The sequence below is a fragment of the Lentibacillus salinarum genome (assembly GCF_042679865.1).
GTDB lineage: Bacteria > Bacillota > Bacilli > Bacillales > Amphibacillaceae > Lentibacillus > Lentibacillus salinarum.
Genome location: NZ_JBHTNH010000021.1, coordinates 14,767 through 36,569, shown reverse-complemented (window position 1 = coordinate 36,569; position 21,803 = coordinate 14,767). Strand labels below are relative to the sequence as shown.

The 21,803-nt window shown below is 44.3% G+C and carries 25 protein-coding genes; 12 read left to right on the top strand and 13 right to left on the bottom strand.

The window, feature by feature from the left end:
• Window positions 1-42: 42 nt before the first annotated feature.
• Window positions 43-897 (top strand): DegV family protein, encoded by an 855-nt coding sequence (locus ACFQ4A_RS09965; RefSeq protein ID WP_382400142.1) that lies wholly within the window; start codon window positions 43-45, stop codon window positions 895-897.
• Window positions 898-941: 44 nt separating this feature from the next.
• On the opposite strand, the gene ACFQ4A_RS09960 is transcribed toward ACFQ4A_RS09965, so the two are convergent.
• The 6 genes from ACFQ4A_RS09960 to ACFQ4A_RS09935 form a co-directional block, all read right to left on the bottom strand.
• A complete protein-coding gene (locus ACFQ4A_RS09960; protein WP_382400106.1) occupies window positions 942-1,628 on the bottom strand; it encodes an alpha/beta hydrolase in 687 nt (228 codons plus the stop codon).
• A gap of 90 nt (window positions 1,629-1,718) precedes the next feature.
• On the bottom strand, window positions 1,719-2,069 hold the full coding sequence (locus ACFQ4A_RS09955) for a YppG family protein (protein WP_382400104.1): 351 nt from the start codon (window positions 2,067-2,069) through the stop codon (window positions 1,719-1,721).
• Window positions 2,070-2,167: 98 nt separating this feature from the next.
• Window positions 2,168-2,452, bottom strand: a complete 285-nt coding sequence (locus ACFQ4A_RS09950) for a glutaredoxin family protein (protein ID WP_382400102.1) — start codon at window positions 2,450-2,452, stop codon at window positions 2,168-2,170.
• Between the two features lie 211 nt (window positions 2,453-2,663).
• Complete coding sequence (locus ACFQ4A_RS09945; protein ID WP_382400100.1) at window positions 2,664-3,341, bottom strand: PepSY domain-containing protein; 678 nt, start codon at window positions 3,339-3,341, stop codon at window positions 2,664-2,666.
• 91 nt (window positions 3,342-3,432) lie between these two features.
• Window positions 3,433-4,779, bottom strand: coding sequence for an ATP-binding protein (locus ACFQ4A_RS09940; protein WP_382400098.1), 1,347 nt, complete (start codon window positions 4,777-4,779; stop codon window positions 3,433-3,435).
• Window positions 4,779-5,468 (bottom strand): response regulator transcription factor, encoded by a 690-nt coding sequence (locus ACFQ4A_RS09935; RefSeq protein ID WP_382400096.1) that lies wholly within the window; start codon window positions 5,466-5,468, stop codon window positions 4,779-4,781. The genes ACFQ4A_RS09940 and ACFQ4A_RS09935 overlap by 1 nt, the downstream gene beginning before the upstream one ends.
• 305 nt (window positions 5,469-5,773) lie before the next feature.
• Here ACFQ4A_RS09935 and ACFQ4A_RS09930 point away from each other — a divergent pair, with 305 nt between their 5' ends.
• The 3 genes from ACFQ4A_RS09930 to ACFQ4A_RS09920 all read left to right on the top strand — a co-directional run bounded on the left by ACFQ4A_RS09930 (window position 5,774) and on the right by ACFQ4A_RS09920 (window position 9,039).
• Entirely contained in the window at window positions 5,774-6,400 is a 627-nt protein-coding gene (locus tag ACFQ4A_RS09930; protein ID WP_382400094.1) for a VOC family protein, read from the top strand.
• A gap of 214 nt (window positions 6,401-6,614) precedes the next feature.
• Window positions 6,615-6,980, top strand: a complete 366-nt coding sequence (locus ACFQ4A_RS09925) for an ArsR/SmtB family transcription factor (RefSeq protein WP_382400092.1) — start codon at window positions 6,615-6,617, stop codon at window positions 6,978-6,980.
• Window positions 6,970-9,039 (top strand): heavy metal translocating P-type ATPase, encoded by a 2,070-nt coding sequence (locus ACFQ4A_RS09920; RefSeq protein WP_382400090.1) that lies wholly within the window; start codon window positions 6,970-6,972, stop codon window positions 9,037-9,039. Before ACFQ4A_RS09925 ends, ACFQ4A_RS09920 begins: the two co-directional genes overlap by 11 nt.
• Window positions 9,040-9,233: 194 nt before the next feature.
• Here ACFQ4A_RS09920 and ACFQ4A_RS09915 read toward each other — a convergent pair whose 3' ends face one another.
• The 3 genes from ACFQ4A_RS09915 to ACFQ4A_RS09905 all read right to left on the bottom strand — a co-directional run bounded on the left by ACFQ4A_RS09915 (window position 9,234) and on the right by ACFQ4A_RS09905 (window position 10,992).
• Window positions 9,234-9,314 (bottom strand): putative holin-like toxin, encoded by an 81-nt coding sequence (locus ACFQ4A_RS09915; RefSeq protein WP_382400140.1) that lies wholly within the window; start codon window positions 9,312-9,314, stop codon window positions 9,234-9,236.
• A 469-nt stretch (window positions 9,315-9,783) separates the two neighbouring features.
• Window positions 9,784-10,104: a thioredoxin family protein gene (locus ACFQ4A_RS09910; RefSeq protein WP_382400088.1), complete on the bottom strand. Its 321-nt coding sequence runs from the start codon at window positions 10,102-10,104 to the stop codon at window positions 9,784-9,786.
• 72 nt (window positions 10,105-10,176) lie between these two features.
• The gene (locus ACFQ4A_RS09905; RefSeq protein ID WP_382400086.1) at window positions 10,177-10,992 is read right to left on the bottom strand and encodes a DUF368 domain-containing protein; all 816 of its coding nucleotides are present in this window, start codon (window positions 10,990-10,992) and stop codon (window positions 10,177-10,179) included.
• A gap of 167 nt (window positions 10,993-11,159) precedes the next feature.
• On the opposite strand from ACFQ4A_RS09905, the gene ACFQ4A_RS09900 reads away from it, so the two are divergent.
• On the top strand, window positions 11,160-11,495 hold the full coding sequence (locus tag ACFQ4A_RS09900) for a PadR family transcriptional regulator (protein ID WP_382400084.1): 336 nt from the start codon (window positions 11,160-11,162) through the stop codon (window positions 11,493-11,495).
• Window positions 11,492-12,184, top strand: a complete 693-nt coding sequence (locus tag ACFQ4A_RS09895; protein WP_382400082.1) for a DUF1129 family protein — start codon at window positions 11,492-11,494, stop codon at window positions 12,182-12,184. Before ACFQ4A_RS09900 ends, ACFQ4A_RS09895 begins: the two co-directional genes overlap by 4 nt.
• A 77-nt stretch (window positions 12,185-12,261) precedes the next feature.
• Here the strand turns inward: ACFQ4A_RS09895 and ACFQ4A_RS09890 are convergent, their stop codons facing one another.
• Both ACFQ4A_RS09890 and ACFQ4A_RS09885 read right to left on the bottom strand, forming a co-directional pair.
• A complete protein-coding gene (locus tag ACFQ4A_RS09890; protein WP_382400080.1) occupies window positions 12,262-13,434 on the bottom strand; it encodes a CapA family protein in 1,173 nt (390 codons plus the stop codon).
• Between the two features lie 110 nt (window positions 13,435-13,544).
• Window positions 13,545-14,693, bottom strand: a complete 1,149-nt coding sequence (locus ACFQ4A_RS09885; RefSeq protein ID WP_382400078.1) for a thiolase family protein — start codon at window positions 14,691-14,693, stop codon at window positions 13,545-13,547.
• 261 nt (window positions 14,694-14,954) lie between these two features.
• Between ACFQ4A_RS09885 and ACFQ4A_RS09880 the strand changes: the two genes are divergently transcribed.
• From ACFQ4A_RS09880 to ACFQ4A_RS09855, 6 genes are all read left to right on the top strand, one after another.
• Window positions 14,955-15,113, top strand: coding sequence for a YfhE family protein (locus ACFQ4A_RS09880; RefSeq protein ID WP_382400076.1), 159 nt, complete (start codon window positions 14,955-14,957; stop codon window positions 15,111-15,113).
• A gap of 426 nt (window positions 15,114-15,539) precedes the next feature.
• Window positions 15,540-16,112, top strand: a complete 573-nt coding sequence (locus tag ACFQ4A_RS09875; RefSeq protein WP_382400074.1) for a hypothetical protein — start codon at window positions 15,540-15,542, stop codon at window positions 16,110-16,112.
• 18 nt (window positions 16,113-16,130) lie between these two features.
• A complete protein-coding gene (locus ACFQ4A_RS09870) occupies window positions 16,131-16,352 on the top strand; it encodes a helix-turn-helix domain-containing protein (RefSeq protein WP_382400072.1) in 222 nt (73 codons plus the stop codon).
• 76 nt (window positions 16,353-16,428) lie between these two features.
• Window positions 16,429-17,346, top strand: a complete 918-nt coding sequence (locus tag ACFQ4A_RS09865) for an ABC transporter ATP-binding protein (RefSeq protein WP_382400070.1) — start codon at window positions 16,429-16,431, stop codon at window positions 17,344-17,346.
• On the top strand, window positions 17,339-18,298 hold the full coding sequence (locus ACFQ4A_RS09860; RefSeq protein ID WP_382400068.1) for an ABC transporter permease: 960 nt from the start codon (window positions 17,339-17,341) through the stop codon (window positions 18,296-18,298). Before ACFQ4A_RS09865 ends, ACFQ4A_RS09860 begins: the two co-directional genes overlap by 8 nt.
• 83 nt (window positions 18,299-18,381) lie before the next feature.
• Complete coding sequence (locus ACFQ4A_RS09855) at window positions 18,382-18,591, top strand: hypothetical protein (protein WP_382400066.1); 210 nt, start codon at window positions 18,382-18,384, stop codon at window positions 18,589-18,591.
• A 334-nt stretch (window positions 18,592-18,925) separates the two neighbouring features.
• Here the strand turns inward: ACFQ4A_RS09855 and ACFQ4A_RS09850 are convergent, their stop codons facing one another.
• On the bottom strand, window positions 18,926-19,201 hold the full coding sequence (locus ACFQ4A_RS09850; protein WP_382400064.1) for a YkvA family protein: 276 nt from the start codon (window positions 19,199-19,201) through the stop codon (window positions 18,926-18,928).
• Window positions 19,202-19,957: 756 nt separating this feature from the next.
• Complete coding sequence (gene typA / locus ACFQ4A_RS09845; RefSeq protein ID WP_382400062.1) at window positions 19,958-21,787, bottom strand: translational GTPase TypA; 1,830 nt, start codon at window positions 21,785-21,787, stop codon at window positions 19,958-19,960.
• Window positions 21,788-21,803: the final 16 nt, after the last annotated feature.

Below are 21,803 nucleotides of genomic sequence, written 5' to 3'. Positions count from 1 at the left end.
CTGATATAATAAAGATACGTCAAAATGGAATTGGGTGAAATCATGCATATTCAATTAATGACCGATGGCGGAGCGGATATACCAAAGCGTCTCAGTGATGAAGCGGCCGTCCGGACAGTCCCGCTTTACTTGTATTTTGGAGATCAGGAATACAGAACCGGTACGACCATTGATCTGGAAACCTTCTACCGGAAAATGGCTTCATCTGACAAGCTGCCGCAATCATCCGCGCCAAACCCGCACGACTTTTATCAAGCCTATAAACACGTTGAACCGGAAACGCCGATTATTATGCTGAGCTTGTCAAACGGCTTAAGTGTTACGTATGAAAATGCCGTCCGTGGCAAACAGATGCTGCTTGAAGAGGAACCGGACAGACAAATCGAAGTCATCAATTCCAAAACCGCTTCATGCGGGCTGGCTCTATTACTGCATGAAGCAAAGACAAAAGTAAACGAACAGTATACGTATGAACAGCTGGTCCAACATCTGCGTGATCGCGTTGAACAAACCAGCACATTATTCGTGCTGAAAACGCTGGAAAATTTGATTCTGGGTGGGCGTCTTGATCGTGTAAAAGGAACCATCGCCAAAACACTCAACATTAAGCCTCTGATGCGTGGAAGTGATGAAGGAACCATTGAAGTAACCGAGAAAGTACGCGGTGACAAAAAGTCCATCAGACGTTTTATCGAACAGATTGGCGCGTATACGAAGGACTTTGAGGGTAAAGTGCTTGCCATGTCCCATTGCAATGCCGAAAGCCGGGCTAAAAAGGTGCTGGAAGAAATCAAACAACACTATCCGTTCAAAGATACCTATTTAACCGAGATGGGGCCCCTGATTGCCACGTATGCCGGTGAGGGCGGCTTAGTCATTTCATTTTTCAACGACTGAGATGATAAAGGCGACGAATGCCTGTATGATAGCATTCGCCGCCTTTACGTGGTCAAAAATTCATAGACCATCTTGTTTAGTGTGGCATTGTCATCACCCAGACAAATCAGATGTCTGGACTGCTCAAAAAAGACAACTTCCTTTTGCTCCGAGGTAATTGCCTTATCCAGATAATAGCCCGTTTTATAAGGAACCATCATGTCTTGCTGTCCATGTGCTATCAAGACAGGCGACGTTACTTTGTTTAAGTATTGGCGGGTGAACCTGACCAGCTTAAGAAATTCGATATTCGCTTTAAACGGGACTGTCCCCCACTTTCGTTTATAGTGCAGATAAAGATTATTTTGTCCGATCTTACCCTTCAGCCCGTCAGCCACCACCCCTTTGAAATCTTTCGCCATTTGCCGGAATGATAAATATTTTCCGGAAGGTGCCAGCAAAACCAATTTGTCAATATTATGCTTGGAAGCCAGGTAAGCCGCAATCATTCCGCCCATGGAAAACCCGATCAGATAGACGGTATCAGCCTTTTCCTTCAATTGCTTCAAGGCATCCTCAGCCGCCGTCAGCCAATTCTTATGTGTCACGTTTTCCAGTGCCAATTCACTACCGTGCCCCGGCAATGTCGGTACGTCCACATGCCAATCAGTATGTTCCCGTAAATAATCAGCCAAAGGCCCGACCTCGTACGGGCTCCCGGTATAACCATGTATGATTAAGCATCCGGTCATATTCATTCTTCTCCTTATTATACGATATACCTTTGTTTACCCTAGGATCCGCCCGGTCATTCGCAGAAAAAACAAATTGTCATTGGTAATTTATTTGAACTGTTTCATAAAATCGCCAACCTGTTTGACCATGGGCGAAATCTGTTGAACCGTGTTCGCCACTTGACCAGCCGTTGATAGCATTTTATCAATGTCCAGTCCACCGTTTTCATCTTGAAATTGATACAACAGGTTGTTAGGTTGCGGCGCCTGATAAGACTCACCAGCGGATTGGGGATAGGCTTGCCAGTTCATGGGCTGTTTCGGTTTCGAAAACACTTCAAATGGTGTCGGGTAATGGCCAGTCGTATAATAAGTGTTCGTGGGATATGCTGTATAGGGGTTGAAGTAGGGTGACTGGGTACCTTCGTATGGTGGATAAGGATAGGGTCTTCGTATCATTAACACACACCTCACTTTGCATTTTTACGATATCCTATGCAAAATGGGTGATTATGTGTCCTTTCCACAGGATGTCTTGAACAACCTTTCCTCAGACATCAATAACGCTCTTTTTTGTCAAAAAACCGGTATGACTGGTAACGATCTAACATACCTAATTTACTTTTGATTTTGTTAAGTTGATTCCCCAATATAGCCTGATCGTTCACAAATGTGGCTGGTGTTCCGAAAATACCCCATTCATGCAGCTGTTCCAGATATTCAGGATACTCGGTTACATTTTTCGTCTTATAATCAATATCTGATTCGTATAATTTATTGACTAGATTATGGCAATGTGAACTGTTTTCACTTATATAAACAATAACTTCTTGTTCACTCATCCTGTCGTCCCCCCTAGTTCGTTCGACTATACAGGTTTTTGTTTACCCGCCATGTAACAAATTAAACATTATCTTTACAAAAACGTTACAAGAAATTAAAAAAGAAGCAAGTCCTCGCTAAAAGATTTGCTTCTTTTCGTTATAAAGAAGCAGAGACATCCGCCTCTGTCCCAAGGATAACGCAGGAGACGCCATTTGGCTACGATAGCTTTCACATATCATCAATTTCCATGACCAAAATCTCACCGGTATAGGCATCAATTTCAATTTCAGCTTCTTTATTTTTGCCTTCTATTTCAATTTCATAATATAAACGATCGTCGTCTTCATCCAATTCCATTTCAACGATGTTTCCGGAAAATTCACTGAGTGCTATGTCTTCCACTTCTGCCATGCTGATAACAGCAGTATTGCTTTTTCCTTCACTGTTTCCGTTATAGCTTAATTCCACTCGATCTTTACCGTCCTTGTCGGAACTATTTTTATCACCGTTATCAGCATCATCGTCGCGTGCTTTTTTATCATCGTTATTTTGTCCACTATTTGTTTTGTCGGATTTGTCTTCACTGTTTTTCGAGCTGTTTTGTTCATGGTTATCTTTGGTAGCAAACTTTTTATCCAGTTCTAAAACGTTACCCGTATTCCCATCCAGTTTAATCTCATATTCTGTTCCATCATCCTGTATCTCGGCTTCATATACAGTCTGGTTACCCTTTTGTTCCATTTCCAGCTCAGTTATTTTTCCGGGATACTGTGATGTGATTAAATCTTTGATTTCCTGCTGATCCAATTTGGGTGATGCCTCAGACGCACTGGATTGCAACATGCCCAGACCGAGTGCGGAAAGACCCAGTATGACAGCTAACACAACACCTATTTTCTTTTTCATTTTAATGCCTCCCATTTGTTTTCTGACTACATCATATCCCCTGCAAATGAAAGAACACTGAGCAGCACATTAGAATTTGATGAGAAAGCCATTAACTTTCCTGAGAAACCGGAAGCTTTACCGTGAATGTTGACCCTTTTCCGGTTGTACTGGATACCGTCAGTTCGCCACCATGAGCTTCTATTATCGTGCTGGCGATGGATAACCCGAGCCCAGTGCCGCCTGTTTCCCTGCTGCGCGATTTATCAATCCGGTAAAAGCGGTCGAAAATCTTTTCCTGTTCCGCCCCAGGAATTCCCGGGCCATTATCCTGTACATCGACATCAACATGGTGGCCATTTTGCCGGACAGACAACTTGACGGTATCCTGACTATATTTGACGGCATTGTCCATCAAACTATAGACAACCTGCTGCAGTTGGTCGTAACTGCCTTTCACGTGGATGATTTCCGAGGCAGTTTCAAACAAAAATACGCGGTCATAAGCGCCCTTAAACGTCTCTATTGTTGACCGGCATAGTTCAACAATGTTAAATGATTCGTACACGTCCTTGTCCTTGTTTTTGGCAAGCAGCAGCATTTGTTCAACAAGTTTCTGCATCCGGTCTGCCTGCGATTCAATGGCTTCGGTTGACTCCTGCAGTAAATCCGGATTGTCAGCTCCGCGGCGTTTCATCAGTTGGGAATAGCTTTTGACAATGGATATCGGTGTTTTTAGTTCATGGGAAGCATCGGAAACAAACATTTGCTGTTTTTCAAAGTTTTCCTTCAAATAATCGATCATCCGATTAAACGTTATTTTCATTTCATACAGTTCATCTTTTGATTGATCCGACGCATTGATTGTTTTCCAGTTACCATAGGTGGTGTTTTCCCTCATGGCAGCGGTCAGCTCCTGGATAGGCCTTGTCATAAATCGGGCCAAAAAGAACCCGGCCACAACAGTTGGAATCAGCATGATCAATGAGGCGACAACCAGAACATAAAACAATGTCCCCATAGCTGATGCATGGCCTGTCAACTGTTTATAAACCTGTAATGTGACAACATCACCGTTTTCCCAAATGATTGGTTTGGTAACGGTCGCAAAATCGGGCTGGTTGCTCATGGAAATAACGGAACTGGTTTCCCCCGTCACATAATCTGCCGGAAGCCCGGTATAATCAGCCTTCATCACCTGAATAATATTGGCGCCATGTTCATCAATGACCCGGATCATGCCTTCAGTCGGCAAAAAGGCCTCAAGCATGTCACGTTTCGGAATATCAGGGTTACGATTCAGCGTTTCCACGATTTCATTCGTGTGGGCAGTTAGATCGTCAAGTTCCCTGTCGAGTGAGATCGTATGAAACAAATAATATATGGACGCGTTGACAAGCAGAATCACCACCAGCATAAACAAACTGGAAAACAGGCGTATTTTCACTGAAAGTTTCATCAGGCATGTTCCTTTATCGTATAACCGACACCGCGGACGGTCTGAATATAGGGATGCTCAAAAGGTTTATCGATTTTCTGCCGTAAATACCGGATATACACGTCGACAACATTGGTATCCCCAAAATAGTCAAACCCCCAGACATGTTCAATCAGCTGATCTCTAGTAAGCACGACGTTTTTATTTTGCAATAGATACACCAGCAAGTCGAATTCCCGCGGCGTCAGATCAATCGACTGGCCGGCACGATGGACTTCCCGGGCATTGACGTCAACGACCAAATCACCAACCCTCAGTTCTTCATGCTGAGCCGTGGCCCTACGCGGTTGCCGAAGATGAACCCGGATCCGTGCGAGTAGCTCTTCAATTTGAAAGGGCTTCGTTATATAGTCATTGGCCCCCTGATCCAGCCCGTTCACTTTGTCATAAACTTCATCCCGTGCTGTCAGCAGGATAATCGGTGTCACGTCATCAAACCGCCGTACCCTGCGCAGCACTTCCATTCCACTCAGTTCCGGCAACATAATATCCAGGAGCACCAGATCCCACGTCTGATCCGTCAAACGTTTCAGTGCTGTTTTGCCATTATCGGCCACTGTCGTCTGGTAATTTTCATAGTCTAGCTCAAGCTGCAGAACCCGGCTCAGTTTTTGCTCATCCTCGACTATCAGGATGTTCGGCTTCGTCATCTGCACTCACCCGCTTCCATAAGCTCTCTTGGCGTTACTATACCAAAGATTGCTGTAAAAGTGGATACCCCGGCGTTCTCCTCCTGAAAATGTGAACTTCGGGATTTACGTTGTGAACATCGGGGAATTGCGTGTGAACTTCGGGATTTTTGAGATGAACATCGGGTTATTCCAGATTAGCCGCACCCGAATTTGTAATAACTTGAGCCGATTTTGTGACACCTTCAGCCAATTCGCTGCCAAACAAGTGGAAATGCTTCCATAACAGCTGTTTTAGAAGTAAGATGACGGTAGGAGGGGATCATATGCTTGCTATTGACCATATTGTCATTGCTGCCAAAGATCCGGAACAGGCAGCAAAGGATTTTGGACAGAAACATGGTGCCACCGTTACTGAAGGTGGCCAGCACGCCAACTGGGGTACATACAACAACCTGGCCTATTTCCGCAATGACTGCTATATTGAGTGGCTCGGCATTTTTGACGAGGCAAACGCAGCCAGGTCGGATAATCCACTCATTCATCTGCTTTTCCGGAAACTTGCAGAAGGTCAGGAAGGTCCGATCCAATTGGCACTACGAACGGGGCAAATGGATGAGGTTGTTGCAAACCTGGATAAACGTTCTGCCCCATATACAGGCCCCATTCCCGGCAGCCGCGAACGCCCGGACGGAAGCCTTTTCCAATGGCGGATGCTTTTTCCACAAGCAAAAGGGGAAGTGCTGCCTTTTTTGATTGAATGGGGCGAGACAAAAAACACACCACACGATCCCAAACTGATCAATGACCAGGCCATCAACTCACTCTCAGCGCGTATCCAAGATCCTGACATGTTCTCATCAATCTATCAGGTGGACTTTTCAGGGCGAACTGCCCGGCTGGAAAATGCCGAATTGACGCTCGCCGATGAATTACGATTTTCGATTGAATAAGGTTAAGACCAACTCGTGCAAGGGTTGGTCAAACTTGTGCGAGAGCCACCCTAATTGTTGCGAGAACCACTCTGACTCGTGCGACACTGCACCCCATCCAATTTCCGGCATCCACCCTAGCAACAAATGAGGCGGATGTCGTATCTTATTGACATTCAAACGAATATTTGAATATAATATAATCAAATATTCGTTTGAATGAGGTGTATCCACGGTGAATGATATTTGTGATGTAACCTGTATTAACGAAGAAAAAGTCAATCATGTCAAACAGGCATTAAATAGCCAGCCAATTGACAAAGTCATCAGCTTATATAAACTTTTGGCCGACCGGAACAGGCTGCAGATAGCGCATGCCCTGTTAATCGAACAAGAACTTTGCGTCTGTGATCTTGCCAATATCATCGGGGCAACCACCGCCACAACCTCCCACCATTTGCGGAAACTGTACAAAGCCGGTATTGCCACGTTCCGCAAAGAGGGAAAGCTTGCCTACTATGCCTTGTCTGATGACCATATGAAACAGATCATCACACAAGGCTTCCTCCATGGAAAGGAGGAGACCGCCCATGTCGTCTGAACAGCACACATACCGGCTTAACGGGATCTCATGTGCCAACTGTGCCCAGACATTTGAAAACAATGTGAAAGAGATTGATGGTGTAAAAGATGCCAATGTCCATTTTGCCACAGCAAAAATTGATGTTGTCGGGGAAGCATCGATTGCCGACATTGAAAAAGCTGGATCTTTTGAAAAGATTAAAGTCATCCGGGAGAATATTGAGCCTGAAAAAAAGCCATTCTGGATGCGGCATGATACCGTTCTGCTCGCTGCATTACTAGTTATTTTTGGTTTCATCGCCCATGCTACTTTCGGCAGTTCCCATTACCTGCCGAATGTCCTTTACGGTTTGTCAGCACTGATTGGTGGCTTGTCCCTATTTAAGGCCGGACTGATCAACCTGACAAAACGCCACTTCGATATGAAAACATTGATGACGGTTGCCGTGATTGGCGCTGTCATCATCGGTGAATGGCGTGAGGCCGCTATCGTCGTTATTTTATTTGCGATCAGTGAAGCACTAGAATCCTATTCGATGGAAAAAGCACGTTCTTCTATCCGCTCATTGATCAACATAACACCGAACAAAGCGCGCATCAGACGTAACGGCACGGAGCAGACAATCGATATTGCTGATGTTGCGGTAGGTGATGTCATGCTTGTTAAGCCAGGAGAACGGATCGCGATGGATGGCAAAATTCTGGAGGGAGATTCTTCTATCAACCAATCGTCCATTACAGGGGAATCCATTCCAGCAGAGAAAACACAAGGTGATGAGGTTTTCGCCGGGACGATTAATCAGGATGGTTTTCTCGAAATCGAAGTCACCAAAAAAGCCGAAGACACGACCATTGCCAAGATTATTCATATGGTTGAGGAAGCCCAGGAAGAACGAGCGCCGGCACAGCAATTTGTTGATCGGTTTGCCGCCTACTATACACCGGCCATTATTGCCATTTCTGCATTAGTCGCTATCATCCCGCCTCTGTTAGGTGGTGCGTGGAGTACGTGGGTCTATCAGGGGCTTGCCGTACTGGTTGTCGGCTGTCCGTGTGCGCTTGTTGTATCAACACCGGTCGCCATCACTACCGCAATTGGCAATGCGGCACGCAACGGTGTTTTGATCAAAGGTGGTATCCATCTTGAACAAATCGGCACAATCAAAAAGATGGCGTTTGATAAAACCGGAACATTGACTGAAGGTAGACCTAAGGTAACAGACATCCACTTTTTCACGGACGAACACGCCAAAGCACTCGGTTATCTGAAAGGTTTGGAAATCAGATCAAACCACCCGCTGGCGCAGGCGGTTACAAACTATATAAGCGATGAACAACCAGACATTGCAGCAGCTGATGTACAGTCCTTTACGACAATTCACGGAAAAGGCATTCAGGGTGAAATTAACGGGCAAACGGTTTACGCCGGATCGCCGAATTTCTTTATAAATGTGCCAGCCGTTCACATCAATCATTACCAAGATGCCGGTAAAACGGTCATGCTTTGTGGTACAAACGATGAATTGTTGTTAGCTGTGGCACTGCGCGATGAACCACGTACCGAAAGCCGATCTGTCATTCAAAACCTGCATGACCTTGGCATCAGGCAGACGTACATGCTGACTGGCGATCATGAGCAAACAGCCACTGCATTAAAAGACGATCTCGCGTTAACCGACATGAAAGCTAATCTGCTGCCGGAAGATAAATTGCAATTCATCAAAGCGCAGGAAAACGGCAATATCGCCATGATCGGTGACGGCATCAATGACACACCGGCACTAGCGGCTTCCAAAGTTGGCATCGCTATGGGCTCTGCCGGAACAGACAGCGCACTGGAAACAGCCGATGTTGCCTTAATGGGAGACGACTTAAAGAAACTGCCGTATACTGTCAAGTTAAGCCGCAAAGCTCTGGGCATCATCAAACAAAACATCAGCTTTGCTATCGGTATTAAAATCCTTGCTCTCTTACTCGTCATTCCCGGGTGGCTGACATTATGGATCGCTATTTTTGCCGATATGGGAGCGACACTGCTGGTGACATTGAATGCATTGCGGCTGATGAAGATAACATGAGAGCGTATTCCAAAGCAGTGTGTGTACAATACGGATTTTTGTGGTATAATAAGCATAGAAAAGGGAAAATTTCCATATAATAAGAAAGACCGCCGATCAATATCGACGGTCAACAATAGACCGTACCCCATCAAAGGGGGCGGCTCTTAGAAGGTGTGTGACCTCCCACGATGAGCGACCAACTCAGGGGAGGTTTATTTCTTGCTTGAATAGGCAAGAATCGCAACCAACATTCCAAATGAAATCATTAAAGACAACACCTGAAAAGTGGTCATAAGGCATCACCCCCTTTCTATCGGGGGACTAGCCACCCTCCCATGAGAAGTCGGTCTATTGTTTCTTTATTTTATCACATTTACCTACTTTTTGCTTTCAGTTCAACAATTCATTAATAATGTCACATTATTAATGACAAGCACCTTATCATTCTTTTGAGGGAAGTTCCCCCGCCGTCCCTTCTATCGCCCGCACCTGACCTTTAATCAAACGTTTGATTAACCGTTTTAAAGCTTGATGAACCATCATCTCGAACGGGCCAACACCGGTAGTCGACAAGTTATTTTTCTGTTTCAGCGTATACGTCATCGCTTTAACAGAACCAAGCCAATCTCAAGCACATGGTCTCATGTTTCTGAATATCCAAAAAATCTATGGCGGCCATGAACTATCCGACCAGACAGCCTTGTTTCCCCCCGATAAAGACAAAAAATAATCACCCTCAGGATTAAGGGTGATTAACTATCCCTAAGCCAATTGCTGGTGCAAAAACGCACTGACCGATTCCGGTGTTTTCGTATCAGCGCTGTGCTGATGGGCAAGCTTTTCACCGTCTTTAAAAATCAAAATACTCGGAATACCCATCACTTCATACTTCCCGGCAATGCCTTCCACTTCATCACTGTTGATTTCATACCAGTCATAGTTATTGAATTCATCCATAACATCACCGATGAACATATCCATGCGTTTGCAGTCCGGGCACCAGTCTGCAAAAAATTTCACAATCACCGGTTTATCCGACTGAATGATGTCGTTAAATTGATCTTCTGTGTTAATATGTTTCATTTTTAGAACCCCCTCATATACATTTCTATTTATATTGTACCTATTTTGAATTCGTGTGTCTTTTAGTTTGTTTTACACCTCGTATTCAACTTTTCCGAGCAGATAAGCTGCAGCCAGTCCTGATGCAAACGTAACAATACTCATTAACACCAGCAACCCCTCTGACGGCCAGCCCGGGAACACAACGAAAACCGAACCGATTACCATCCCGATAATAACGGCAAATGTTCCGGTATAATAGTTATTTAAAAAGAAATTAACAAGTTTACTCATGAAAACAATCCCAATCACAATACCTGCACCGGTGACGGCAATAATATCAAGCTGTAAATTGCTGATCGCGGTAATGACCGTTGTATGCATACCCAAAATCACAAGCAATAACGAGCCGCTGATACCTGGCAGAACCAGTGCACTGCTGGCAATAAATCCGGAAAAAAATAGCAGGATATAAGTGGAAGTGGTCATATTTTCAACAACGGGCCCCTCATTGGCCTGCAGGAATGCCAAGGATCCCACAATCACCGCACCCAATAAAAGCAACATAATATGTTTGCCCTGAAACTTATTTTTCGCATCCGCTTTATGAAATAAATAGGGCAACACACCCAAAATCAGTCCCAAAAAGAAAAATTTTGTTGGCCCAGGATAATGCTCAAACAGCCATTTAATGGCGTTACTAAGTAAAAATATAGCCGTTACAATCCCGATCCCAAGCGGAACCAAAAAGCCTAATTGTTTTTTCCACTCCTTGCTTAAAAACCCATTAATAGCCGCAATCAAACGGTCATAAATTCCGAGCACGACGGCAATCGTTCCCCCACTCACACCAGGGATGACATCGCTCGCCCCCATTAGAATACCGCGATAAATATTTTTCCATTCCATTATCCTAAGTCTCCCTTTTTCAGCGTCCTTATCAAAATCATAAGCTCATCATACCAAATTATGCTTGCAAATTACACGAAAAGTTTATATAATGCAGTTAAGCTATTTTGTTATACAAGATAGCTATTATAAGCATTGGTATCTTGCATGACAAGGTAGGTTAAATAATGACACTGCGAAGTCAACTATTAAAAGGTATTCTCGAAGGCTGCATTTTATCCATCATCGGCCAGCAGCCAACATACGGGTACGAGCTTTCCGTAAAACTGCAGGCATTCGGGCTGGATGATGTCAGCGAAGGCTCCATCTACCCGATCTTGCTGCGTCTGCAAAAAGAAGATTTGATTCAGGGAGAAATGAAAAAGTCAGAATCAGGACCAAAACGAAAATATTATGCGTTAACCGATAAAGGTCACGCATCATTGAAGCAATTCATCCATCATTGGCAAACAATTAAGCAACCGGTAGACATGATTATCGGAAAAGGAGGCAACCGACCATGAACACAAAAGATCTTATTCAGCTCAACAATGAAAAACGAGAACAGTTGACTGAAGAGAATAAGGAATATTATGGCGATATGCTTGTATATATACGCACGAATTTCAACAAATCCGAGCGCTATACCGAGGAAGTGCTGCTGGAATTACTTGATCACCTATTGCAGGCACAGGCAGATGGTAGAACGGCCAAAGAAGTCTTTGGGGACGATCCCCAAGCATACTGTAACGACATCATCGGGGAAATTCCCGCTGAGAAAAAAACCAATCGTCTCTCATTTGTTTTATACATTATACTCAGACTGGCCGGAGTCGTCAGTCTGACTGCCGGTGTTGTTGGCCTAATACTGCACTATGTTTTCAACCTTGGCAGTGGAATTATAGACATCCCACTTGGATCCGGCATACTGATTACCCTGATCGACCTGCTACTCCTGCTTGGATTGATTATTTTTATTTTCAAATGGATAAAAGATTCGACATTTAAGGAAAAACAACCTAAAAAATGGGTGGAATTTCTGCAGTTATGGTTACTATTTTTCCTGTTCATTGGCCTGACAGCGCTTTTACCGCGGTTCATGCCTGATATTGGGGTTGTCATGCATATTCCATTCCCGGCATTCCTGTTGTTTGGTGCTGTTCTATATAGCGTTTCGTTTATCATGAACAAAAAGATGCGGCTAATAAATTGAAAATAACCGTCCTGTTCTACTTACAGGGCGATTATTTTTTACAGACACGGGACAAGGAACCTCTCCCCATGCCCCGCTCATTCCTCGATAAACGCCAGTTCCGGCACCCATTGCGCCATATGATCCTGAATCTCCTGATAATGTTCCCCGGCATTTGCGAGTTCATCGTCCGTTAACTGGTACATCGGAGCAACCTCATAATTCGCCTCGTTCTGGAATTTCACAAATGTCGGCATAAATTGCGGTGCCTTCACGTCAATGGTTTCCTTTTCACCCTTAACCGTTTTCTCAATCGCAAATTTAAAAACCCCTCCGATCCGACGGTAAAATTCATCCTGACCGGATAAAAAATTCCCCAGTGAATAGGCAACAAGTGTCGCGTGTCCATCGTCGCCCTCAACCCAGTCAACCGGCTGCAAAACATGCGGATGATGGCCTAAGACAACGTGTACGCCTTTATCCGCAGCAAATTGGATAAGGTCTTTCTGTTCCGCACTCGGCATCCGCTCATACTCATTCCCGTAATGCAGACTTAAGATGACAGCATCTGCCTGCTGTTTTGCTTCCTGAATCCGGTCAGCCATAACATCTTTATCAATCAAATTCACTAAATGATCTTTCCCATCCGGGACCGGGATGCCATTTGTGCCGTACGTATACGCCAAAAATGCCACCGAAATGCCCTCGTCTGTATGATAAACCCGTAGCTCGTCACTGTCAGCCTCGTGTTGATAGGCGCCTGTATACATCATATCGATCTTTTCCCAATGGTCAATCGCGTTCATGATCGCTTCTTCCCCGCCATCCAATGTGTGATTGTTGGCCAGTGAAACGACATCAACGCCGGCCTCTTTTAAAGCATCCCCTACTGCGTGGGGGCTGTTGAATGTTGGATAAGATGATAATCCTAGCACTTCACCACCGATCATCGTTTCCTGATTGGCAAATGTAATGGTGGTATCATTTAAATAAGGTCTTACCTGCTCCAGCATTGGTCTGAAATCAAACGTGCCGTCAGCCTTACGCGCATCTTCATACACGGTACCATGGATCAAAATATCACCAATTGCAGAAAGCGTTATTTCCTGTACTTCTGGTTCCTGTGATTCGTCTCGTTCAGATTTTGGTGTTTCCTGTTGATTTGCTTCATCGCCCGGTTGCGGCTGTTCAGGTTCATCATTCGTACATGCTGCCAGAAGGACAATCATGAATAATGCCAATATTGTTCGGACGAATTGACCCCACTTCATACATCTTGCTCCTTCGTCATTTTGTCATTATCATATCATGACTGAAAACAAAAAACGAAATATTTCACCAAAAAATGCTGCCCTAAGTCACCTCATATTCAGGGAATGCCTTATAACCGTTCAATCACGGTTGCATTGGCCATTCCCATTCCTTCACAAATCGCCAGCAAACCATATTTGTTTTCAGAGCGTTTCAATTCGTTGACCAACGAGACAAGTAGTTTCGTGCCGGTTGCACCCAATGGATGACCGAGCGCAATGGCACCCCCATTGACATTCAGCTTTTCAGCATCCGCATTTGTTTCATTCAGCCAGGCTAACGGTACCGGGGCAAAGGCTTCGTTCACTTCATACCGACCGATGTGGTCAATCGTGAGACCGGACTTTTTCAAAACCTTTCGTGTTGCTTCAATCGGCCCTGTCAGCATAAGCGTCGGATCGGAGCCAACCACCGACCGCGCAACAATCCTCGCTTTCGGCTGCAATCCTAGTGCTTCTGCCTTTTCCCGTGACATCAGCAAAACAGCACTTGCCCCGTCACTCATCTGGCTTGCGTTGCCAGCGGTTATATTGCCATCTTCCTGAAAAACCGGCTTCAGGCCACCTAGAGCATCCATCGTTGTATCGGCACGCGGCCCTTCATCTGTTTCAGCTGTTTGTGAATGACCATTTTCATCCCAAGTCTCAGCCGGGACAATTTCCTGTTTAAAATGGCCTTTTTCAATGGCTGCCAAGGCCTTCTGATGACTTTCATAAGCGAAAACATCCAATTCTTTGCGTGTAAAGCCCCACTTAGCCGCCATTTTTTCGGCGGAAATTCCCTGGTTGACAATGTCATATTTGGATGTGAGTTTGTCACTCGGCTTCACTTCCTGCATATTCGAAAACATCGGTGCACGCGTCATGTTCTCCACCCCACCGGCAACGACGATATCCATATCACCTGCTGCAATCGCTTGTGCCCCGAAATGCACCGCCTGCTGGCTGGATCCGCATTGCCGGTCAATCGTCACACCAGGCACATGGGACGGAAACCCGGCAATTAGCGCCGCTGTCCGGGCAATATTGCCGCCTTGTTCATTTACTTGCGTCACACAGCCTAAAATTACATCTTCAACAACATCCTTATTGATTTTCGACCGATCCACCAGTTCATCCAGGACCACAGCCGCCAATTCATCCGACCGGTAATCCGCAAACATTCCCTTTCGCCGGCCAACCGCTGTCCGGCAGCCATCCACAATGACAACCTCTCGCATATTGGCTTGCACCCCTTTTTTCTCAAAATACTGAAACCATTATATCTGATTTTTCGTGAAATCGAAATCATCCCCTTTATCAGTACAATCGAAACCAACGTCCAAAATGGGGGCATTGAAAAATTTTTAAATTTAAATGCCCCCATTTTCAAACGCCATACGATAGTAGTTATGAAGGGGATTGGAATGATAGTCTATGTTTTACACAGTTTAAACCGGGAACAGTCTAATAGACTCTATGAATAGAAAGGACGTTTTATTATGCGAAAAGCACAATATCAGCCATCACAGAATAAACAATTGTCAGACGCTCAGGAAGTGCATTTCACAAGGGAATTTAAGCAGGCAGACATAGCGGGTGGGTTTCGCAGACCAAACGTCAGAGAAGCTAAACGGGAAAATCCTGATTTGAAAAAATAGGTTTTAAGATCGAGGCACAGCTAAAAACGCTGACGCGTCTTGACAGATGCCAGAGGTCAGAAGTCGGGCAGGAGCAAAACGAGAATTAGCCGATTTCAGTATTGAAAACGTCGTCCAAAATTTTATATTTACTAAAATGCCGCTAGTGCTGAAACACTAACGGTATTCAAATAGTAGTCCCTTTAAGGGGGTCAGCGTATCGGAGAAAATAATCCACCATGGCTGTTAACGTCAAGGGTGGATTATTATTTTTTTGGTTAAACAACAGAACTGCAGCGTAAAACAAAGAAAGAATCCTTTTCAATATTATTTTAATGAAAAACGATAAATTTATTGCTTAAAACGAAATGAATATGGTATTATTTTATTTGACTTACATGATTACATACATGTAGGTTTTTATTCTATCCTATAAGGAGAGAACCAATGAGGCTCAATGTCATATTTAAAATGTCATCAATACTATGTCTTATCTTATTCTGGCTTGTTCTTTTGACAGGGGTATTTGCCATCACATCAAATGCTTCATATATCTGGTGGCCTGACAGTTCCTTCACAACGACTTTGGGACAATTTGAACCATTATATCTCTATATGACCCTTGACTTTGACCAGCAGCCTGAGCTTTATACAGACAAATCTTTTATGGTGCTAACGTTACTTTTCAATGTTGTCTTATTTCTATTTGTCCTCTCGTTCTTATGGCTCATGTACAAATTTCTGAAAAATGTTTATGCAGATAGTCTATTTATGTATGGAAACGTCTCAGTACTTTTCAGGATGGGTCTGACGTTTGCTGTTCTAGGATCGGCTACCACTTATATGGATGGTCTGTTATTTTCAAAGGCACTTACTGCATTGGATATTTCGAATGCCTCCATTGCCTTTTCAAATATCGCCTATGTTGATTTCATCATTGCCGGGATCGTGTTTATAGTTATCGCTTCAGCTTTAAGAACGGCTGTTAACGCGGTTGAGGAAAATAAGAAAACGATATGATGAACCAGGAGGACCGGAATGATCAGAATAAATCTTGATGTCATGATGGCTAAGCGTAAAATGTCACTGAATAAACTCTCTGAATTAGTTGATATTACACCCGCCAATTTGTCCATCCTTAAAAACGAAAAAGGCAAAGCTATCCGCTTCACAACACTTGATGCATTGTGTAAAGCGTTAGATTGCCAACCCGGCGACTTAATGGAATATACAGATGAAGAAGATCAGGAATCGACATAATGGACCAAGATAGGTGAAACGTTTCTGTGATTTTTTCGTATTAACAAATGAGTTACACAAAATGGGGGATTTTTACATGACCGAAACAGCAATGGAATTAATCGATGTCAAAAAAACAATTGGCAGCAAAGAAGTTATTAAAGGATTATCATTCGAAATTCATAAGGGAGAAGTATTCGGGTTTATCGGTCCCAATGGTGCCGGCAAAACGACAACCATCCGCATGATGGTCGGACTGATGGGACTGTCAGGTGGTGATGTGCGTATATTGGGAAACAGCATCAAGTCGAACTTTAAAAAGGCCATACGGGAAGTCGGCGCGATTGTTGAAAACCCCGAAATGTACCCGTTCATGACAGGAAAACAAAATTTAATACATTATGCCCGAATGATGCATGGGGTTACCAAGGAACGTATCGATGAAGTCATCAAGTTGGTCGGACTGGAAAAGCCTATTAACGAAAAAGCGAGGAAATATTCTCTCGGAATGCGCCAGCGTCTGGGGATTGCTCAAGCCTTACTGCATAAACCATCCGTACTAATTCTGGACGAGCCTACGAACGGGTTGGACCCGGCCGGCATTCGCGAAATCCGTCAGTACATCAGAAGACTGGCTGAAGAGGAAAATGTCGCTGTTATCATTTCCAGTCATTTATTATCAGAAATCGAGCAAATGTGTGACCGGATCGGGCTGATCAAAAATGGTGAAATGGTTGCGATACAAGATGTCAATGCAGCAACCGAACAGACAACTGCCGTTGAGATACAAATGGACGTGACACCCATAAAGCAAGCGGTTAACATCTTACGGGATGATTTTGATATCAATGCAACAGCCAATGACACATTAACGATTCAGGCTGAGCGGGAAATGATACCAAACATAATTGAAACATTTGTGCATCATAATCTCCGGGTATACCAGGTGACGATCACGCCATCAACACTGGAGGATAAATTCTTTGATTTGATTGGGGAGAATACGATTGCGTAACTTTTTTCAGCTGCTGATCAATGAACAAATTAAATTATACATACGCAAATCAACATGGATCATGTATATTCTTATAGCCGCACTGATCCTGGGGCTGGCTCTCCTTGCCAATTTTGGTGTCGAAAATAGTGGGACATACCAGGCATCACAGGATGATAATTGGCGACAGGCACTGCAGGACGAAAACGCGGAGATGCAGAAAGAAATGGAACAGGACGAGATGATGCAGGGCATCCATACAAGCCAAATTGAAAAAAACAATTATTATCTTGAAAACGACATCCAGCCAGCACCATACGATGCATGGCAGTTTGTCATGGAAAATAAATTTCTGCTTTCATTCGTAAGCTTGCTGACGATTATCGTCGCTGCAGGGATCGTCGCAAATGAATTTAAATGGGGAACCATAAAGCTGTTACTGATACGCCCGATTACTCGCACTAAAATCCTGGCTTCCAAATATGTATCTGTATTATTATTTGCGTTGTTTACCCTCCTGTTTGTACTGATTTTGTCATGGATTATTGGGGCGTTATTTTTCGGTGTGAACGGAATAAACCCGCATATTGTTCTCAATCAAAATGAAGGTTATGCCTATGTTTCCGTTATCGAACAAATCATTGAGGGCTACGGAATAAAGCTTGTTACACTTGTGATGATGGCGACGTTTGCTTTCATGATTTCGGCCATTTTCCGGCAAAGCTCCCTGGCTATCGGGATCGCCATTTTCCTTATGCTTTCCGGCAATGCGATTATTGGCTTCTTCTCTGACTATGACTGGGCAAAATACATCCTGTTTGCCAATACGAACATGGATCAATATATGAATGGCTCGCCAATGTTTGAAGGCATGAGCCTAGGGTTTTCCATCACGGTATTAGCTGTTTATTATGTGATTTTCCTTGTCGTAACGTGGGTGTTTTTCACTAAGCGAGATGTTGCCGGACACTAAAGAGATTTTATCGGCATATTTATGTCGTAACGCCATGCAGTCATACAGGCGTAACTTTTATCAAAAAATCCGAGGTGTGGAACATGAAACGTTATTTATCAGGTATTTTTATCATGATAAGCGGCATTGTGTTGGTTATTGGCCTGGGCATCGATCGTTATTGGAGCGGGATTGCGGCCTGGGGCATCGCATTCATTTGTTTAATTTTTGCCGTTTATTTCACGAAATATATTCCGGATGATAATAAAAACAAGAAGAAAATAAACAAAAACGGGATGCATGGGGAAAAATGACATCCCGTTTTTAGCTATTAAACGGTTTGTAAATCCAATGTTGTCCCCCCTCTATGCTTCCTTAACAGTGATTTGTGTTTTTGACTGAATTCACTTTTTCGAGTAAGCCACGATGAATTGGTATGCGTTCAAGGATGTGTTCCACCAACGGGAAAAAATCCGTATCACGGTTGAAACGATAATAAACCCACTGTCCCCGCCGCCCTTGCATTACAATCTTAACATCGCGTAACCGGTGCAGCCTCTTCCACAGATATACCCATTTTCTCCATAAGATCCTCCACTACATTATTATATAGTTATATGCTTATATAAGCATATAGTTCCTTGCAATTCATTTTAATTGATATTTTTCCTTCAGTGATTCCGGCGCAACTTTTACCATCCGCTGCAAAAGGATTGTGGCAACGGTTAGATCATCGATTAGCCCGATCACATAAAGAAAATCCGGAATAAGGTCAAACGGTAATGCCATATAGCCGATGATCAGCACAACATATAAAATTTTCGTTGTCCCTTTCACCTGTCTCGAACGGAAAAAATCCATTATGAAGGGAATCGATTTATGAAATTTGAACAGGAATCCGAGTCGTTTTAACAACCTGTTCATGTGTCGACACCTACCTTTTATCAAAAAACCTGGCTGTTCGTTCTGTTTTATTCTAACTGATTATTGACGATGACGATATGGCCGCTGATATAATGCACGGACGGGGTCATCCCATCTTCTGTTGATATAGTGGCTTCTTCTGCTGATATTTCCACTCTTCTGTCGATACTTCCGCCCTTCTGTTGATACTTCCGCCCTTCTGTCGATATTTCCGCTCTTCTGTTGATACTTCCGCCCTTCTGTTGATACTTCCGCCCTTCTGCTGATACTTCCGTCCTTCTGTTGATACTCCCGCTCTTCTGTTGATACTTCCGCCCTTCTGTTGATACTTCCGCCCTTCTGTTGATACTTCCGCTCTTCTGTTGATACTTCCGCCCTTCTGTTGATACTTCCGCCCTTCTGTTGATACTTCCGCCCTTCTGTTGATACTTCCGCCCTTCTGTTGATACTTCCGCCCTTCTGTTGATACTTCCGCCCTTCTGTTGATACTTCCGCCCTTCTGTTGATACTTCCGCCCTTCTGTTGATACTTCCGCCCTTCTGTTGATACTTCCGCCCTTCTGTTGATACTTCCGCTCTTCTGCAGATAATTCCCTTCTTCTGTTGATACGCCCTGGCCTTCTGTTGATAATTCCCTTCTTCTATTGATTCTGTTCCGCTTCAGCAGTTAACGCGCTCATTCAGGAAAAATTTTAAACGGCACATATCATTAAAAAACCGGCAACAGCATCTTCCTGCCATTGCCGGCTCAAGCATTTTATCCCAACCTCGACTTTTTCGCCGCTTTTTCACGTTCATTGTTATTCAATATTTTTTTACGGAGACGAATGGATTCAGGCGTTACTTCACAATACTCATCGTCATCAATATACTCGATGGCCTCTTCCAGCGACAGATCACGGGTTTTCCGGATCGTTGCTGTCTGGTCTTTCGTTGCTGAGCGAACATTGGTTAAATGCTTTTCTTTCGTAATGTTGACCGTCAGATCATTTTCCCGGTTATGCTCGCCAACGACCATGCCTGCATATATTTCGGTTCCCGGTTCGACAAAAATCACGCCACGATCTTCCAGCTGCATGATGCCATAAGTCGATGCTTTGCCGTTTTCCAGTGAGACGAGCACTCCTTCGCGGCGTTCGCCGACCTGGCCTTTGATAACCGGCTCATAGGTATCAAAAGAATGGTTGAGAATGCCATAACCCCGTGTCAGCGACATAAACTCAGTGGCATAGCCAATCAAACCGCGGGACGGCACTTTAAATTCAATGCGCACCTGACCATTGCCCTGATTAACCATATCAAGCATTTCGCCTTTCCGCTCCCCCAGGGATTCCATCACCGGGCCAGTATAATCTTCGGGAACATCGACTTGGACATGTTCAACCGGTTCACATTTGACACCATCGATCTCTTTAATGATGACCTGTGGTTTCGACAGTTGCAGTTCATAACCTTCACGGCGCATATTTTCAATCAAAATAGACAGGTGAAGTTCCCCGCGTCCTGAGACAGTCCAGGCATCAGGTGTCTCGGTTGGCTCAACACGTAGACTGACATCGGTTTCCAGCTGTTTCATTAAGCGTTCTTCGATTTGTCTGGACGTAATATACTTTCCTTCACGTCCGGCAAACGGGCTGTTATTAGTCACGAATGTCATCTGCAATGTCGGCTCATCAATACGTAGCCACGGCAGGCCTTCCGGGTAGTCCGACGAACAGATGGTTTCCCCGATATTAATATCGTCCATACCGGCAATCGCGACAATATCGCCTGCTTTTGCTTCCTTTATTTCCATCCGCTTCAAGCCGATAAAGCCGAACAATTTACTGATACGGAACGACTTTTCCGTGCCGTCTTTTTTCAGCACAACAACCTGTTTCCCGACACTGATGGTTCCACGGACAACACGCCCAATGCCAATCCGGCCGACATAGTCATTATAGTCCAGCAGGGTCACCTGGAACTGCAGCGGGTCATCCTGCGTATCAGCCGGAGCCGGGATATGATCCAAAATCGTTGTGAAAACCGGATCCATTGTTTCCGCCTGTTCTTCCGGCTCGTTGCCTGATGTACCATTCAATGCAGACGCATAGATAACCGGAAATTCCAGCTGGTCATCATCGGCGCCCAACTCAATAAACAAATCCAGCACTTCGTCGATGACCTCATCAGGTCGGGCATTCGGCCGGTCAATTTTGTTTAAAACGACGATCGGTGTCAGTTTTTGTTCCAATGCTTTTTTCAGCACAAAACGGGTTTGCGGCATACAGCCTTCATAGGCATCAACTACCAGTAATACACCGTCCACCATTTTCATGATCCGTTCGACTTCCCCGCCAAAATCGGCATGGCCGGGTGTGTCCAGAATATTAATGGTTGTATCGTCATGTTTTATCGCTGTGTTTTTTGATAAAATGGTAATTCCACGTTCGCGCTCAATATCGTTCGTGTCCATGGCGCGCTCATCCACCTGTTCATGTTCCCGAAATGTCCCCGAGTATTTCAGCATCTGATCAACAAGTGTTGTCTTGCCATGGTCAACGTGAGCGATAATGGCGATGTTGCGAAGATCTTCTCGTAATTGCATAAACGTACGCTCCTCT

Bases quoted from the DNA above. Each gene is read 5' to 3' on its own strand.
- ACFQ4A_RS09965 (WP_382400142.1), top strand. From the start codon at position 43: ATGCATATTCAATTAATGACCGATGGCGGAGCGGATATACCAAAGCGT.
- ACFQ4A_RS09960 (WP_382400106.1), bottom strand. From the start codon at position 1,628: ATGACCGGATGCTTAATCATACATGGTTATACCGGGAGCCCGTACGAG.
- ACFQ4A_RS09955 (WP_382400104.1), bottom strand. From the start codon at position 2,069: ATGATACGAAGACCCTATCCTTATCCACCATACGAAGGTACCCAGTCA.
- ACFQ4A_RS09950 (WP_382400102.1), bottom strand. From the start codon at position 2,452: ATGAGTGAACAAGAAGTTATTGTTTATATAAGTGAAAACAGTTCACAT.
- ACFQ4A_RS09945 (WP_382400100.1), bottom strand. From the start codon at position 3,341: ATGAAAAAGAAAATAGGTGTTGTGTTAGCTGTCATACTGGGTCTTTCC.
- ACFQ4A_RS09940 (WP_382400098.1), bottom strand. From the start codon at position 4,779: ATGAAACTTTCAGTGAAAATACGCCTGTTTTCCAGTTTGTTTATGCTG.
- ACFQ4A_RS09935 (WP_382400096.1), bottom strand. From the start codon at position 5,468: ATGACGAAGCCGAACATCCTGATAGTCGAGGATGAGCAAAAACTGAGC.
- ACFQ4A_RS09930 (WP_382400094.1), top strand. From the start codon at position 5,774: ATGCTTGCTATTGACCATATTGTCATTGCTGCCAAAGATCCGGAACAG.
- ACFQ4A_RS09920 (WP_382400090.1), top strand. From the start codon at position 6,970: ATGTCGTCTGAACAGCACACATACCGGCTTAACGGGATCTCATGTGCC.
- ACFQ4A_RS09915 (WP_382400140.1), bottom strand. From the start codon at position 9,314: ATGACCACTTTTCAGGTGTTGTCTTTAATGATTTCATTTGGAATGTTG.
- ACFQ4A_RS09910 (WP_382400088.1), bottom strand. From the start codon at position 10,104: ATGAAACATATTAACACAGAAGATCAATTTAACGACATCATTCAGTCG.
- ACFQ4A_RS09905 (WP_382400086.1), bottom strand. From the start codon at position 10,992: ATGGAATGGAAAAATATTTATCGCGGTATTCTAATGGGGGCGAGCGAT.
- ACFQ4A_RS09900 (WP_382400084.1), top strand. From the start codon at position 11,160: ATGACACTGCGAAGTCAACTATTAAAAGGTATTCTCGAAGGCTGCATT.
- ACFQ4A_RS09895 (WP_382400082.1), top strand. From the start codon at position 11,492: ATGAACACAAAAGATCTTATTCAGCTCAACAATGAAAAACGAGAACAG.
- ACFQ4A_RS09890 (WP_382400080.1), bottom strand. From the start codon at position 13,434: ATGAAGTGGGGTCAATTCGTCCGAACAATATTGGCATTATTCATGATT.
- ACFQ4A_RS09885 (WP_382400078.1), bottom strand. From the start codon at position 14,693: ATGCGAGAGGTTGTCATTGTGGATGGCTGCCGGACAGCGGTTGGCCGG.
- ACFQ4A_RS09880 (WP_382400076.1), top strand. From the start codon at position 14,955: ATGCGAAAAGCACAATATCAGCCATCACAGAATAAACAATTGTCAGAC.
- ACFQ4A_RS09875 (WP_382400074.1), top strand. From the start codon at position 15,540: ATGAGGCTCAATGTCATATTTAAAATGTCATCAATACTATGTCTTATC.
- ACFQ4A_RS09870 (WP_382400072.1), top strand. From the start codon at position 16,131: ATGATCAGAATAAATCTTGATGTCATGATGGCTAAGCGTAAAATGTCA.
- ACFQ4A_RS09865 (WP_382400070.1), top strand. From the start codon at position 16,429: ATGACCGAAACAGCAATGGAATTAATCGATGTCAAAAAAACAATTGGC.
- ACFQ4A_RS09855 (WP_382400066.1), top strand. From the start codon at position 18,382: ATGAAACGTTATTTATCAGGTATTTTTATCATGATAAGCGGCATTGTG.
- ACFQ4A_RS09850 (WP_382400064.1), bottom strand. From the start codon at position 19,201: ATGAACAGGTTGTTAAAACGACTCGGATTCCTGTTCAAATTTCATAAA.
- typA (WP_382400062.1), bottom strand. From the start codon at position 21,787: ATGCAATTACGAGAAGATCTTCGCAACATCGCCATTATCGCTCACGTT.